Genomic DNA, 14,156 nt, shown 5'->3' with positions numbered 1-14,156 from the left:
GAAAGTTTTCTTAACGCCGAAACCCTTTCAGGGTTCGAGTCCGTACCGAACTCAATAAATATATAGAAAAGCGAAAACAAAATGTTCTCAGTTTTAATCAATTGGAGCTGGTGAACGGACTCGAACCCCTGACCTGCTGATTACAAATCAGCTGCTCTACCAACTGAGCTACACCAGCGCATAGCGCGTAAAAACGCGCTTGGTGACCCATCGGAGATTCGAACTCCGGACACCTTGATTAAAAGTCAAGTGCTCTGCCAACTGAGCTAATGAGTCATACAGCTTTAATATTATAGCAATTTCGCGCCGTTCTGTCAACTCTAAAATGAAAAAATTTGAAAATTTCCTTTTTCTCCGCAAAACCGCAGAAACATAAGGAAACTGCCCGGCAAAAGCCGGGCCTTCCCATCAAAATTATTTGTGCTCCGTAAAGAAATCATTCACAATGTCGCTCACGTCATAGTGCACAAACGGGCCCAAACCGCTGTTGACATCGATTGTATATCGGCAATCGGTTTCCGTATAGGCGTCGATAAAGTAGTTTTCTACGATCTCAATGTAATTTTTCACACCGTCTCTTTCAGCGGCTTCATCATCTGTGCGCACATAGACGCTCTCGTCAGACAAAAGATATATGAAGACAAGCTCTCTTGTCTGACCCGGCTCCAACAGAATATTCCCGGTCTTGTTCGGGTCTTCCGCATTCATCGGAACTTCTGCAATGCCGTTGATCAGCTCTCGCTTGTCGGTCGTGCACTCGGACATATCCAAAGGGCAGCCGTCTGTGTCATACTGTCCCATGTCGTATACTCCGGAAAGGAATCCCGTCGCTTCATCTCCGGTGTTCTCAAAGCCGATTGTGACATACGCAAACGCATAATGCGGCGAAGAAAGCGTGCCGTCTTCGTTCAGCTTGCAGGTCTCCAGCCACGGGTAACCACCATTTATCCACCACGGAACAAAGCAGTCGTTATCCGCTGGCGTAAGACCATATTCAAGTTTATTGGACATATGCACGTCTTTGATCGTGGCTTTCACATTTTTACCGCCGTAAATGCTCGATGCAGAAAAGTACGGGTCATTCTCTGCATCAAAACTGCCGTCGCCGTTTTCAATTGAAATGCTCCCGTCTTCCGTGCGAACGATTTTCGGTATCTTGGAGAAATCCAGTTTTTCATCCGCTGTAAAATGCGATTCAAATTCTTCTTTCGCAGAAGATACCTCCGCCGTTTCAGATACTTCGGAAACTTCGGGATTTCCAGAGATCTCCGGCACCTCCGCTTTGCTTTCTTCCGAAACTACTGCTTCATTCCCCGGTGCCTCCGTGACCTCCACGCCGCCGGAGACCGCCTCCGCCTGCACACGCGGCAAATTTGCAACGCCAAAGGCCACGCCGCTGACGCACGCAACTACCAACACACCACACCAGATTTTCGTCCTTAACGTCCGTTTCATAACCAATGCTCCTTTCGGTTTTGTGTAACCTTTCTACGCCCAGAGCATACCACACCCGCCCCGCTGTTTCAATATAAACCGTACAGTTTTTGCAGTTCCTTTGCAATACTTTTGCAAGTTTTTCCGCACACAGAAAAAGAGCCCCGCAAAACGCGAGGCCCATAAACCTTTATATTTTATCTACCAATCTTTTCCATCACTTCCGTGAGGCTCAACCCGTTTTTCTCGGCGAGCGCCGCCAGGTCATCGTGCTCAAACTTCGCGCGCTGCACGCCGTAGCCGGAAGACAACTTGCGGCGCACCGGGCCGAGGGCGGTCTCCACCGTCTCCTCCGTGCGGGTCAGCACATAGCGGCGGCACAGCGTCTCGCGGATGCCGATGGTCGCCGTGTGTTTGAAAATCGCCTGCACAACGGCCTCCTTCTGCGCCTCGCGGCACAGCACCGTCAGCAGCGTGCCGGGGCGGTTTTTTTTCATCATAACGGCGGTCGTGAAGACCTCCACCGCGCCCGCCTCGCGAATCTTCTCCGCCGCAAAGCCAATCGTCTCGGCGGTCATATCGTCGATGTTGCAGTTCAGCTCGTAAACGGAGTCCGCGCCGTCGCCGGTTTCGCCCAGCATCGCGCGCACACAGTTTGCCACTTCAAAGTCCTTCTTGCCCATGCCGTAACCCACGCGCTGCACGCGCATAACCGGCATATCGCCGAACGCTGCCGCAAAGTGCTTCAGCAAAGCCGCGCCCGTCGGCGTGCAGAGCTCACCCTGAATGCGCCCGCCGTAGATCGGCACGTCGCGCAGAATATACGCCGTGGCCGGGGCCGGAACAGGCAGCACACCGTGTGCACAGCGCACCTTTCCCGCGCCTACATGCACCGGTGACGCAACAATCTTCTCCGGTGCAAGCTTGCGGATGAGCAAGCACGCCGCCGTAATGTCCGCCACCGCGTCCATTGTGCCGACTTCATGAAAGTGGATCTCCGAAACCGGCATGCCGTGCGCATGGCTCTCCGCCTCCGCAATGAGCTTATACACCGCAATCACGTCTGCACGCACCGCATTCTCCAACGGCAGATGCCCGATGATATGCTCGATATCCGCCATGCTGCTGTGGTGGTGATGCCCGTGGTCGTGTTCATGCTCATGCGTATGTTCGTGATCGTGGTCGTGGTGATGCTCATGTTCGTGTACATGGTCGTGAGCGTGATGTTCGTGGTCGTGCACGTCAGCGCTTTCTTCCTCCTCGCCGTTCACCGTAACGGAAAGATGCGTGCCGTTGATGCCGCATTTCGTGCTCACTTCCGCCTTAAATTCCACACCGGGGATACCGAGCGCGTTCAGCTCGTCGAGCACTGCCTGTTTGTCGTCAAACAGTTCTAAAAGCGCCGCCGAAAGCATGTCGCCCGCCGCACCCATGCCGCAGTCAAAATACAAAGTCTTCATGCAAATTCCTCCTAAAATCAAAAAGGCGCACGAACCCCATACAGTCCGCGCGCCTCCGCTGGCACAATTTAATCCTATAAAAACAAGATCCGGCGCTTCAACGCCCTCGCAGCTTCCTGCCGCAATAAATACAGTATACCGCCCCAAAGCGATGATGTCAAGCCAAACCAGAACCGCAAAGTCTTTCCCCCGCGAAAAAACACAAATTTTCGCAAAAACAGGGTTGACTTTTGCACACCGATGTATTATAATAACGATTGTCTCAAGCGAGCAGTGTGTTCGCCTTGCAACAAACGGGTTTCCCGTTTTTATAATATGAGTTTGCGTTTACGCAACTCTGTATATGGAGGAGTTCCCGAGTGGCCAAAGGGGACAGACTGTAAATCTGCTGCTTCTAGCTTCGGTGGTTCGAATCCACCCTCCTCCACCATCTGGGGTGGACACTTTAGATGTCCACCCCGTTTTTGTCAGTATTCATGCGGGTTTGCGGGCTTTTTAGAGCGCAAAATCCAAAATGATTTTCCATAGATGCCTTTTCCATAAAATGGCAATATCAAGATTTTTCGTGAGCAGATGCGGGGCTTCCGCCTGAAAATTCAGGCCGGAGGCCCCGCTTTTTTGCGTTTACCACCCTTTTTTCCCGTTGTCGGAAATGCAGAAGTTTCCGGCAGTTTCATAGATAGATTGACGAATCCCTAAAACGGGCCAATTTTAAGCCCTCAAGATACAAGGGGGTAGTGCGCCCTTTTTTAGAACCTCTCCGGCAGGCCGCCGGGGAGGTTTTTCGCAGCGATTTTTCGCTTTCCCCCTCTCCCACACCCTCACCCCCTAATTACTTACCAGCTGGGAAAGAACAAGCATTTCTTTCCAGCAAGCATACTCTAAGCCCCCAAACAAAGCCCTCAAGTTTTCAACAACCGTCAAGAAAGGATGAGCAAAACCATGAACATCGGCATAGACCACGGCTATTACGCCATCAAAACCCGGCATTTTTCTTTCCCAGCCGGTATCTCAGAATATTCCCACGAGCCCTACACCCTGCAGAACACGCTGGAGTACGGCGGGAAGTTTTTCGTGTGCGGGACGGGCAGGCAGCCCATCCTGCGAAACAAGATGGAGAACGACAACTACTACCTGCTTACCCTTGCCGCTATCGCCAAAGAGATTAAACAGCGCGGAGAAAAGGCTGAGTGTTCCGTAAACCTCGCAGCAGGGCTGCCTCTGGCCGGATTTGGCCGTGAGAAAAAGCCCTTCCGGGAATACCTTCTCCGTTCTTCCCAGCCGGTGTGCTTCAAATTTGAGGGAATCCCCTACAAAGTAACCATCGAGGATGTGAAACTGTTCCCACAGGGGTATTCCGCCATCGCCATCCATCCTGAACTTATCCAAAACGAACCTTCTGTTCTGCTCATGGATATCGGCGGCTGGACGGTGGATCTCATGCGGCTGGACAACGGCGTCCCGAACGCTTCAACCTGCCGCAGCTTGGAGCTCGGCATGATCCGTTGCATCGACGAAACGAAAGAACAGATCCGCCGGGATGTAGGGCTGTCCGTTACCGACGCCCAAGTAGAGCGCGTGCTGGCTGGAAAAGCCTGCAGCATGGACGAGGACGCCCGAAGCATCATCCAAAAGCAGGGCCGCCTCTACACCGAACGGCTTCTCTCGGCAGCCATGGAATCGGGGTTTGACCTGAAAGCCATCCCGGTAATCATGCTGGGCGGGGGCGCGGCAGTGGTTAAAGGCAATGTGAGCGAACAGGACGGCCTGTGCCGGGTTTTCGCCCTGATAGACGACCGTGTGAACGCCGAAGGATTCGAGCGGATTTTTGGGCATTTGTCGGGCGGTGTGAGCAAGGGATGAACAGGCCCCTATTCGGGTTTCGCCCCAACCTCCAGAATGAACGCCACCGCAGGGCTTGGGAAATCCTGCAGGCTGTGCCGGACGGGCAGAAAAACGCCTTTCTGGTGCAGGCTATTTTGGAGAGCCAAGAAAAGGAAACCTTTGAAACTACCCTGCGGCGGGTACTGCGGGAAGAACTTCAAGCTGTCCCTTCCCAGCCTGTGAAGCAGCCGGAGGAAGCCATCCCGCAGGAGATGATGGGCTTCCTCGGTTCCTTGCTGGGAGAAGATTAACTCTGTTTAAAACGAAAGGAACCGACTTATGAGAAAAGAAATCTACAAAATCAAAAACCCCAAGCATATTGTGTTTGGCGATCCCCTGTATTTCGAGGATTTCAAAGGGGCCGAGCTCAAACGCCTCACCGTGGATTACAAACCGCCCAAATCCTTCGATGCGGCCCGGCTTGTCCTGCTGGAGAAGCCGAATGAGAAATACCCCGAATACACAGACCGGACAATGACGCTTTACCTTGCCCCAAGGCAGACCATAGACATTTATGCCGATGAGAAGATCTACGCCTTCCAAAAAATAGATGGCAAATCCATCGGCGTAGATACCGCCCGCTATTACCTCAGCATTGACGGGCGCGACGATATAATCAGGACCGGCGCGGATGGCTGGTGGGGCAGCTTTGAGGAATACTATCGGGAAAACGGAAAAGGCCGCATTTCAGACGCCGTTGTCCTGACGGTTGCAATACCGGAAGAACAGGATTTTAACTGGATGAAGCAGATGGCCGGATATTTCTTTGAGGATATGCAGCCGGTCACCCCCAAAAAGCAAAAGAAAATGGATGGGCCAAGCCGCTGAAAACCCCAAACATAGCCCTTGTTGGTTGTGACGTTTGTCAGCCCTGCTTTGGCTGAAAGGTTGTTGCTCTTGGTGATAGCTTTATCAGGCGGGTTGCAGTATGCTTGTGTTGCCCGAAAGGGAAAGAAAAGAAAAAGGAGCGACAGAGCATGGAAACCAAGGGCATCACCTGCAAAATCCCATTAGACCTGCACAATCGCATCAGCGAGGAAATCAGGGAAACAGAAAGCACAATCAGCAAATTCATCGAAATGGTCATTATGGAGCACTATGAGAAAGGGGCTGTCAAAGTCATGGAAAAAGGAAGAACATTAGCGTTTCAGGTGAGCGAGGAATTGTTCCAGAGGGTAAAGGAATACCTTGAAAACTACGAGAAAAACTACCACCGCCGCCTTACCCAAAAGGAATTCGTGATCAGTTTGATCGAACAGGCGCTGGAAGAAGCGGAAGAAGAATTCGAAGCCGCCAGAGCCGCCCAAGAGGAAGCACGGGCCAATCGGTTTAATCCTCTGACCGGATCATTTTATGGAGAAGCCGATGATACAGAAGCAGAAAATCCGGCAGAGAGTTTGGAAATCAACGAGGGCGAGGAAATCCCCGCAGAGGGAGATGACAGCGACGAGAACTGCCCCGACGAGGATGATGAGGACGTCATGCCGGAAAGCTGGGAGCAGGACGATGACGAGGAAGAAGAAGCCGAGCCTGCCGACGAATCCCCTGAAGATGAAGAAACCGAAGAATAACCTTACCAACAACACCCCCACAGGACTGAGGTACCGCCTCAGCCGCCTGCGGGGGTGTTTTCATATAGATTTCAGTTCACGAAAAAGGGGCGATGTCCATTGATTGTGCTTTAACGATTCATCAAATCCCTCAAAAGGAGCGTGATATAGAAAACCATACGATATATTGACCTGTTCTCCGGCATCGGCGGGTTCCGGGAAGGGCTCGCCCGCGCCGGAGGGTTTACCTGCGTAGGCCATTGCGAAATCGACGAAAAGGCAAACCAAAGCTATGAAGCCCTGTTCGATACAAAAGGAGAGTGGTTTTGTGAAGATATCCGAAAAGCCGATCCAAACGGCATCCCCGACTTCGACCTGCTGTGCGGCGGATTTCCCTGCCAGTCTTTTTCGATTGCTGGACACCGTGGAGGATTCGACGATCCAAGAGGTACCCTGTTCTTTGAAATTGCCCGGCTGACTGCGGCAAAAAGACCTGCGTATCTGCTGCTTGAAAATGTTCCCGGACTGCTTAACCATGACGGGGGCAGGACATTTGCGGCCATCCTCCATGCGCTGGACGGATTGGGGTATGGTCTGGAATGGCAGGTGCTCAACAGCAAGGATTTCGGAGTCCCCCAATCCCGAAAAAGGGTGTACCTTATCGGATATCTTAATAAAAGATGCAGAGGAAAAGTATTTCCTTTCACCGAAACAGCAGGCACATCTCTTATACAAATCCGCCCCGGCGCGCAGGGAGAGCGAGTCTACTCCCCGGAAGGGGTAAGCTGCACCCTCGCGGCGCAGACGGGCGGATTCGGCGGGAAAACCGGTTTGTATGAGGTGGGCCTGCCCATCAGGGAGAATACAAAAAAGGGGTACAAAATGGCGTATCCCGGCGACAGCATCAATCTGGCGTTTGCTCAGAAAAATACCCGGCGCGGCAGGGTTGGACGAAAAATCGCCCATACCCTCACCGCCAGCAGCGACCAAGGCACCTTGGAGCCGCTCAAGCGCATCCGCCGCCTGACGCCAAGGGAATGCCTGCGGCTGCAGGGATGGGCAGATGAACGGATTGATATCGTTTTGCCTCTCCAATCCGACGCCCAGCTATACAAGCAGGCAGGAAACGGCGTGACCGTTACAGTGGTGGAAGCCATCGGGAAACGGCTTGCCGCCGCCCATCGGGAGGTGACCGCCATCGATTGATTTAAAAGACCAATACTTCGGCTGCGAGATTGAGATGACGGGGCTAACCCGCCAGAAAGCAGCGGAAGCGGTGGCTTCCCTGTTCGGTACCATGGCCCGCCAGACACATGAATCCCGCACCTACGATCCGTGGGAGGTTATAGACAACGAGGGCAAAAAGTGGCGGTTTGTCTACGACTCCAGCATCCATGCTTCTCATCGGATCGGGCGGCAGCAGCTTCCCATAAGCGATGGCACCTACAAGGTGGAGATGAATTCCCCCAAGCTGGAATACAGCGAAATGGGAAAGCTGCAGGAGGTTGTCCGCGCCCTGCGCCATGCGGGGGCTGTCGTGAACGGAAGCTGCGGGATGCACGTCCATGTGGACGCCTCCAAGCATACCCCACAGAGCCTGAAAAACGCCCTCTCCATCATGTATTCCAAAGAGGACATCCTGTTCAAAGCCCTCAATGTCAATGAACACCGGGTGGAACGCTGGTGCCAGAAGGTGCGGGAACCCATGCTGGAAAAAATCCGCAAGCTTCCCACCAATACCACCATGGAACGCCTCAAGCGGGAATGGTACGGCGGGCGGGATGAAAGCTACGAACATTACAACTGGACGAGATATTACGCCCTGAACCTGCATTCGGTGTTCTATCGCAGCACCTTGGAATGGCGCTGTTTTGAAAGCACCCTCCATGCAGGAAAAGTCAGGGCAAATATCACGCTGGCGCTGGCCATCTCCGCGCTGGCCATCAACCAGAGCCGGACGGTGATGCGGAAAACCGAGATCAGCGAAAACCCCGCCTTTACCTTCCGCACCTTCCTTTTACGGCTGGGCCTCATCGGGCCGGAATACAAAAATGTGCGGGAACATCTGCTCTCGAACCTCCCCGGCGACCGGGCATGGCGGTATGACAAAGCCCAATACCCCAGCCTGCAAAACCGCCGAAACCAAGAACGATAACACTGGAGGTGATGAAAACCGAAAATTTCAAAAAGCCAACTGGTACACTGCTGTATTTTGCCTATGGAAGCAATATGAACCTAAACCAGATGGCCTTCCGCTGCCCCGATGCGGAAGTGGTGGATACCGTCCGGCTGGAAGGGTACCGCCTTGCCTTTTGCATGAACGGCGGCGGGAATGGCGTCGCCACTATCCTGCCGGAAGAAGGAAGCTATGTGGACGGTGTCCTCTGGCGGATCTCCGAACGGGATGAACGGCATCTGGACCATTACGAGGGCTTTCCCTACCTGTACGGGAAAGAACCTGTTGTGGTAATAGATCAGGATGGGATCAGGCATGAAATCATGGCTTACACCATGAACAGCCCGTACAAGGATACCCCCGCCATGCCCTCCAAAGCCTATCTGGAAGGAATCCTGAACGGCTGCCGGCAGAACGGGATCGAAACCGCCCCTGTTCTGGAAGCGGTCCGGCTCACTCAGAAGGAACTGCCAAAAAAAGAAATCCCCCATAAAAAACACCACCGCCGGAAACACGGCGAAGAACGATAATCTGAACACTGGCCCCCGTGGGATGGAGAATTTTCTCTCCATCCTGCGGGGGCCTTTTTGTATTTTACGAATAAGGAGAATCGCATGAAAAAACATCTAAAACGGCTGCTGTCCCTGATGATGGCGGTACTGCTCTGTATTGGCGTTATGCCAAGCAGCGCCTTTGCCGCCTCCTACGATTACGACGGGTACATCTCCATGATCGACCATAACACCAGAGGGTATTCCCTCAGTTCCAATCTTCCCGCCCCGTTTGGCGGCTACAGTTCCAATAAGTTCACCGAGCTGCGGATCAACGACCTGAAAGCCTTCCGCACTGCCTACTGCATCCAGTTCAGTGTAGGCGTACACACGGGTATCGGTTATGACCAGTCGGACGATTACGCCGCTTTTACCGCCGAGCAGAAATCCATGATCAACACCGCCCTGACCTTGGGCTACAACGTGGAAACCGGAACAAAATACGGCGGCAGCGCCATCGACGAGTACATTGCCACCCAAATCCTCATCTGGCTGATTGCCCACGAGCAATTGGGGACCGGGTACGAAACGCAGATCGTCAATGAATTTACCGTCAACAGCCCCGCCGCGAAGCCCATCTTCTATCAGCTTCGGGAGAACGTCGTGAATTACCACACCATCCCGTCCTTTGCCACCGATGATCCAAGCGCGGTCGGGGCATATACCCACGCCCTCAAATACAACGAGAGCAATGGGAAAAACGAAACCACGCTGGTGGATGAGAACAATGTGCTGGGGAATTTCGCTGTCAGCTATCCGGGCGTGGATTTTTCCGTCAGTGGCAATGAACTGCACGTCTCCACCTCCGAAACCGAATTCGGTACCATTACCGCCGAAAAGCGGCTGCCTTCCTCTGTTCCCGGCGTGGTCACAGGCGGCACGAAATACTGGCTGCGGGACGAATACCAGAACGTGGTCACCTTCGATGTGGAAGGCTCCGCCGAGCCGGTGAAATGCTGCTTTTCCCTTGAAATCAAGGCAGGCGCCCTGCAGCTTGTGAAAACCTCCGAGGATGGCAAGGTCGAGGGAATCCCGTTCCACATCTCCGGCAACGGCGTCGAAAAAGACGTGGTAACGGGGCCGGATGGCACCATTAAGGTGGATAACCTCCAAGCTGGAAACTACACCGTAACCGAAAAGGCCCCGGACAAATACGTCCAGCCTGCTTCCCAGCAGGTGACCATCTACCCCGGCCAGACCTCCAGCGTGAGCTTTTCCAATATCCTGAAGAAATTCACCGTGGAGATGGAGAAAAAAGATTCCGGCCATAACAAGCCGAGAAGTACCGAATATGAAGCGCAGGGCGACGCCACTTTGGATGGCGCTGTGTACGGGCTGTTCAAAGGCGAAACCCTGCTGGATACCTACACCACGGCGAACGGGGGCAAATTTACCACCAAGGAATACCCCTGCGGACCGGATTACAGCATCCGTGAAATTTCCCCCAGCGAGGGGTACCTGCTGGACGAAACCGTCTACCCGGTAGGCGCGGAACCGGGCAATTTCACCTTGGAGAACAACAGCATCCCCATGACTGCCACAGAGGACGTCATTCTCGGCAGCATCGCCATCACCAAGCATACGGATCAGCCTGCCACCCCGGAACAGGAAGAACCGGTCCCGCAGTCGGAAGCGCCCGACTCCAGTTCTTCGGAAATCCCGGAATCCACCCCTGTGCCGGAAGATGAAGCTGCTTCCTCCAGCCAGCCGGAAGCAAGCGCGGAATCCGAAGCCCCGGCAGAGCCTGCCGGGGAACCGTCCTCTGAAAGCAGCCCCGCGCCGGAAAGCGAGCCGGAGCCTGCCCCAAGCGCATCAATTGTGCCGCAGCTTGTCCCTGCGGTTGCCAGCCTTGCCTCCAAAGCCTCTGTTCTTCCTTTGTCCACCACGTCCTCCAGCGATGAAGTGCAGATCGAGCAGCCGGAGGAAGGCGCGGAGTTTCAGGTTTACCTTGCCAGTGCAGGCAGCTATGGGAACGCCAAGGAAACCGAGCGTGACCTTTTAATCACCGATTCCTATGGTTTTGCCCGGTCAAAGGATCTTCCATACGGCCTGTATGTGGTGCATCAAACCGCAGGGGCTGAGGGGCAGAAATTTGTCCCCGACTTCTCTGTGTTCATTTCCAAGCATGGCAAAACCTACTATTATATTCTGAATAACCCCACCTTTACTTCCCTCATCCGGTTTGAGAAAAAGGATCTGGAAAGCGGAAAAATCATCCCTCTTGCGGGAACTGCTGTCAAAATCCGCAATACCGATACCGGCGAGTGGGTGGTGCAGCACTTGAACTACCCCAGCCCCATCGACATCGACACCTTCGTGACGGATTCCACAGGCACCCTCATGTTGCCGGAACCTCTTCCGTTTGGAAATTACGAGTTGTATGAACAGCAAAGCCCGTGGGGATATGTGTTCGACGGAGAGCCGGTTCCCTTTGTGGTGGACGGAACGCAGGACGTCATTACGGTCGAGAAATACAATATCGCGCAGAAAGGAACCATCACCGTTTCCAAAGAGGGCGAGGTATTCAGCCACGTGGCAGAAGCAGGCGGGCTGTACCAGCCTCAATACGAGGTGCAGGGCCAGCCGGGCGCTGTCTATGACGTCACCGCATTGGAAGATATCGTCACCCCGGATGGTACCGTCCACCTGAAAGCCGGTGAACTGGCGGCTACCCTCACCACAGGGAGCGACGGGACCGCCACCTCGGAACCCTTGTATTTGGGCCGCTATCAGATTTTGGAGCGCACCGCGCCGGATGGCATGGTAATTGATCCAGAACCCAAAGAGGTTACCCTGTCCTATGCCGGGCAGGAAGTGGAGATTACCTCCGCAAGCGTTGGTTTTGTCAACGAGCGCCAGAAGGTGGAAATCAGCCTCCAGAAGCTGCTGGAGCAGGACGAAATCTTCTCCATCGGCATGAATGAGGAATGGAAAAACATCACCTTCGGCCTGTTCGCCGCAGAGGAACTGACTGCCGCCGATGGAACCTCCATCCCGGCAGACGGGCTGATCGAAACGATTGGCGTCGATGAAAACGGCAATGCCATCTTTAAAACAGACGTACCATGCGGCGCTTCCCTGTATGTAAAGGAAATCGGCACCGACGAGCACTACATTTTGAGCGATGAAAAATACCCGGTGGTGTTTGAATACGCCGGTCAGGATATAGCCAAGGTGCAGATTCAGGTCAACGATGGAGAACCCATTGAAAACACCTTAAAGCGCGGCAAGGTTTCCGGCTGGAAGGTGGATCAGGATGGCTTCGAATTGGGCGGTGCTGTCATCGGCCTGTTCCGTTTCGACGAAACCGAATTCACCGAAGAAACCGCGTTTTTAGTTACTGAAAGCAATGAGATCGGGTACTTTGAATTTGACAAGGTACCGGTTGGAAATTGGCTGGTGCGGGAAATCGCGCCTCCGGCGGCCTTCGTATTGACGGAAGAAACCTTCCCGGTTGAAATCACCGAGGACGGGCAGACCATTGAAATCCGTATCGAAAACCAGATCATCAAGGGCATTGCCGAAACCACCAAGGTGGACGCCGACTACCCGGAAAACAAGCTGTCCGGGGCTGTCTTTGAGATTTACGCCGATGTGGACAACAACGGGGAATTCGACGCGGAGATCGATCAGCTGGTGGGCGAAATGACCGAAACCGAGCCGGGGCTCTATCAGATGAAGGATCTCGTGTGGGGAAGCTATTTCCTGCATGAGAAGGAAAGCCCGGAATTTTTCCAGCGCGACGAAAATTATTACCCCTTCTCCATCACGGAAAACGGGGCCGTTGTGCGGATCGAAACCGAAGCTGGCGTGGGCTTCCTCAACAAAGCGCAGACCGGCTCCCTGAAGGTGGTAAAGACAGCCGACGATGACAAGATCGAGGGCCGCACCTTCAAAATCACCGGTACCGACTTCATGGGCAACCCCTATGAGCAGGAATTCCAGACGGATGAGAACGGCGAAATCAACGTCGAGCTCCGTGTGGGCGAATACACCGTAGCTGAAGCAGCTGGCGAGGACGCCGAAAAGTACATCCTGCCCGATGACCAGACCGTAGGAATCAAGGCGGGAGAAACCACAACCGTCAAGATGCACAACAAGCTGGTGCCGGAAGTGCCTACCGTACCGCAGACCGGCGATAACCCGTGGATGCCCGCCCTGCTCGGCGCGCTTGCCCTGTTCGCGGCCCTGTCCGGCGGTGCTTTGCTCTTCCTGCACCATACCGGCAAGAAGCGGAAAGCTGCCGGTGGCAGCGATGAGGATCAGGGCGCAGAAGAATGAAAACCTTTTTCAAAGGTTTTTGCATCGGTCTTTTGTCCCTGAGCCTTTTGGGGCTTCTCTGGTTTCTGGTGCTCCAGCCGGGGCTGACCAATAAAGAAGCGCAGGATTTGAAGGAAGAATACGCACAGCCCCTCCCCGGAGAATCCTCCGGGGAGTTACCGGCTGGGAAAGAACAGGCAGCCTCCCTTGTAAACCTCTCCGCCCTGCAGGCCGAATACCCGGATATTCAGGGCTGGATTTCCATCCCCGGCACCTGTGTGGATTACCCTGTTCTGCAGAGCAGCGCCGATGAACCTGAATACTATTTGCGGCGCACCTACAAGGGCGAGCATCGTACTGCCGGAAGCATTTTCTTTCAGTGGGACTGTTCCCCGGAAAGCCGGAACCTTGTGGTCTACGGGCACAACATGAGCGATGGGACCATGTTCGCTGTGCTCCAGAAGATGGCGGACGAAGCTTTCCGAACCGAGCATTCCAAAATCCTCCTGCAGACCAGCGACGGGCTGTGGGAATACCGCATTGCGGCTGTGCTGAAAACCGATATCACAAAGCTCTCCTTTAACCGCACCGAATTTGCGGACGATGCGGATTTCCTGTCTTTTCAGAAGGAGCTCTTCGCACAGTCGCTCTGCAAAACCGAAACCATACCCGGCGCGGACCGCCGCCTGCTGACGCTCGTCACCTGTTCCTATGAGTGGGAAAGCGCCCGCACGGTAGTCATCGCCACAGAAGTGAGGTGAGAATCGACCTATGGAACCAAAAGCCATTATTTTGATTGTCTTATGCGCTGTCATTTTAGGCGGCCTTGTTTTCCTGCACA

At 54.0% G+C, this 14,156-nt stretch carries 11 protein-coding genes and 3 tRNA genes; 10 read left to right on the top strand and 4 right to left on the bottom strand.

Going from position 1 to position 14,156, the window contains the following annotated elements; translation table 11 throughout:
- Positions 1 to 102: 102 nt before the first annotated feature.
- The 4 genes from ACI0CA_RS05730 to larC form a co-directional block, all read right to left on the bottom strand.
- Positions 103 to 178, bottom strand: a tRNA-Thr gene (locus ACI0CA_RS05730).
- A gap of 22 nt (positions 179 to 200) precedes the next feature.
- Positions 201 to 276: transfer RNA gene (locus tag ACI0CA_RS05725), tRNA-Lys, on the bottom strand.
- Positions 277 to 414: 138 nt separating this feature from the next.
- On the bottom strand, positions 415 to 1,455 hold the full coding sequence (locus ACI0CA_RS05720; protein WP_343284190.1) for a hypothetical protein: 1,041 nt from the start codon (positions 1,453 to 1,455) through the stop codon (positions 415 to 417).
- A 176-nt stretch (positions 1,456 to 1,631) separates the two neighbouring features.
- On the bottom strand, positions 1,632 to 2,894 hold the full coding sequence (larC, locus tag ACI0CA_RS05715; RefSeq protein WP_343284189.1) for a nickel pincer cofactor biosynthesis protein LarC: 1,263 nt from the start codon (positions 2,892 to 2,894) through the stop codon (positions 1,632 to 1,634).
- A 345-nt stretch (positions 2,895 to 3,239) separates the two neighbouring features.
- Here larC and ACI0CA_RS05710 point away from each other — a divergent pair.
- From ACI0CA_RS05710 to ACI0CA_RS05665, 10 genes are all read left to right on the top strand, one after another.
- A tRNA-Tyr gene (locus tag ACI0CA_RS05710) sits at positions 3,240 to 3,324 on the top strand.
- Between the two features lie 500 nt (positions 3,325 to 3,824).
- Complete coding sequence (locus ACI0CA_RS05705; protein ID WP_343284188.1) at positions 3,825 to 4,757, top strand: ParM/StbA family protein; 933 nt, start codon at positions 3,825 to 3,827, stop codon at positions 4,755 to 4,757.
- Complete coding sequence (locus ACI0CA_RS05700; RefSeq protein ID WP_148485907.1) at positions 4,754 to 5,029, top strand: plasmid segregation centromere-binding protein ParR; 276 nt, start codon at positions 4,754 to 4,756, stop codon at positions 5,027 to 5,029. The genes ACI0CA_RS05705 and ACI0CA_RS05700 overlap by 4 nt, the downstream gene beginning before the upstream one ends.
- A 28-nt stretch (positions 5,030 to 5,057) precedes the next feature.
- Positions 5,058 to 5,606 (top strand): hypothetical protein, encoded by a 549-nt coding sequence (locus tag ACI0CA_RS05695; protein ID WP_148485908.1) that lies wholly within the window; start codon positions 5,058 to 5,060, stop codon positions 5,604 to 5,606.
- Between the two features lie 149 nt (positions 5,607 to 5,755).
- The gene (locus ACI0CA_RS05690) at positions 5,756 to 6,349 is read left to right on the top strand and encodes a hypothetical protein (RefSeq protein WP_148485909.1); all 594 of its coding nucleotides are present in this window, start codon (positions 5,756 to 5,758) and stop codon (positions 6,347 to 6,349) included.
- Between the two features lie 156 nt (positions 6,350 to 6,505).
- A complete protein-coding gene (gene dcm, locus ACI0CA_RS05685; RefSeq protein WP_343284468.1) occupies positions 6,506 to 7,534 on the top strand; it encodes a DNA (cytosine-5-)-methyltransferase in 1,029 nt (342 codons plus the stop codon).
- Positions 7,530 to 8,483, top strand: coding sequence for an amidoligase family protein (locus ACI0CA_RS05680; RefSeq protein ID WP_148485911.1), 954 nt, complete (start codon positions 7,530 to 7,532; stop codon positions 8,481 to 8,483). Before dcm ends, ACI0CA_RS05680 begins: the two co-directional genes overlap by 5 nt.
- Before the next feature lie 11 nt (positions 8,484 to 8,494).
- Positions 8,495 to 9,034, top strand: coding sequence for a gamma-glutamylcyclotransferase (locus tag ACI0CA_RS05675; RefSeq protein WP_148485912.1), 540 nt, complete (start codon positions 8,495 to 8,497; stop codon positions 9,032 to 9,034).
- An 84-nt stretch (positions 9,035 to 9,118) separates the two neighbouring features.
- A complete protein-coding gene (locus ACI0CA_RS05670; RefSeq protein WP_148485913.1) occupies positions 9,119 to 13,336 on the top strand; it encodes a SpaA isopeptide-forming pilin-related protein in 4,218 nt (1,405 codons plus the stop codon).
- Positions 13,333 to 14,076 (top strand): sortase domain-containing protein, encoded by a 744-nt coding sequence (locus ACI0CA_RS05665; RefSeq protein ID WP_148485914.1) that lies wholly within the window; start codon positions 13,333 to 13,335, stop codon positions 14,074 to 14,076. Before ACI0CA_RS05670 ends, ACI0CA_RS05665 begins: the two co-directional genes overlap by 4 nt.
- Positions 14,077 to 14,156: the final 80 nt, after the last annotated feature.

This window comes from Hominenteromicrobium mulieris, assembly GCF_046197855.1.
GTDB classification, from domain to species: Bacteria; Bacillota; Clostridia; order Oscillospirales; family Acutalibacteraceae; genus Hominenteromicrobium; species Hominenteromicrobium mulieris.
The sequence above is the reverse complement of the archived record's forward strand: the minus strand, read 5'-3'. Positions and strand labels throughout refer to the sequence as shown.

Coding starts and splice junctions, on each gene's coding strand:
- ACI0CA_RS05720 (WP_343284190.1), bottom strand. CDS start 1,455: ATGAAACGGACGTTAAGGACGAAAATCTGGTGTGGTGTGTTGGTAGTT.
- larC (WP_343284189.1), bottom strand. CDS start 2,894: ATGAAGACTTTGTATTTTGACTGCGGCATGGGTGCGGCGGGCGACATG.
- ACI0CA_RS05705 (WP_343284188.1), top strand. CDS start 3,825: ATGAGCAAAACCATGAACATCGGCATAGACCACGGCTATTACGCCATC.
- ACI0CA_RS05700 (WP_148485907.1), top strand. CDS start 4,754: ATGAACAGGCCCCTATTCGGGTTTCGCCCCAACCTCCAGAATGAACGC.
- ACI0CA_RS05695 (WP_148485908.1), top strand. CDS start 5,058: ATGAGAAAAGAAATCTACAAAATCAAAAACCCCAAGCATATTGTGTTT.
- ACI0CA_RS05690 (WP_148485909.1), top strand. CDS start 5,756: ATGGAAACCAAGGGCATCACCTGCAAAATCCCATTAGACCTGCACAAT.
- ACI0CA_RS05675 (WP_148485912.1), top strand. CDS start 8,495: ATGAAAACCGAAAATTTCAAAAAGCCAACTGGTACACTGCTGTATTTT.
- ACI0CA_RS05670 (WP_148485913.1), top strand. CDS start 9,119: ATGAAAAAACATCTAAAACGGCTGCTGTCCCTGATGATGGCGGTACTG.
- ACI0CA_RS05665 (WP_148485914.1), top strand. CDS start 13,333: ATGAAAACCTTTTTCAAAGGTTTTTGCATCGGTCTTTTGTCCCTGAGC.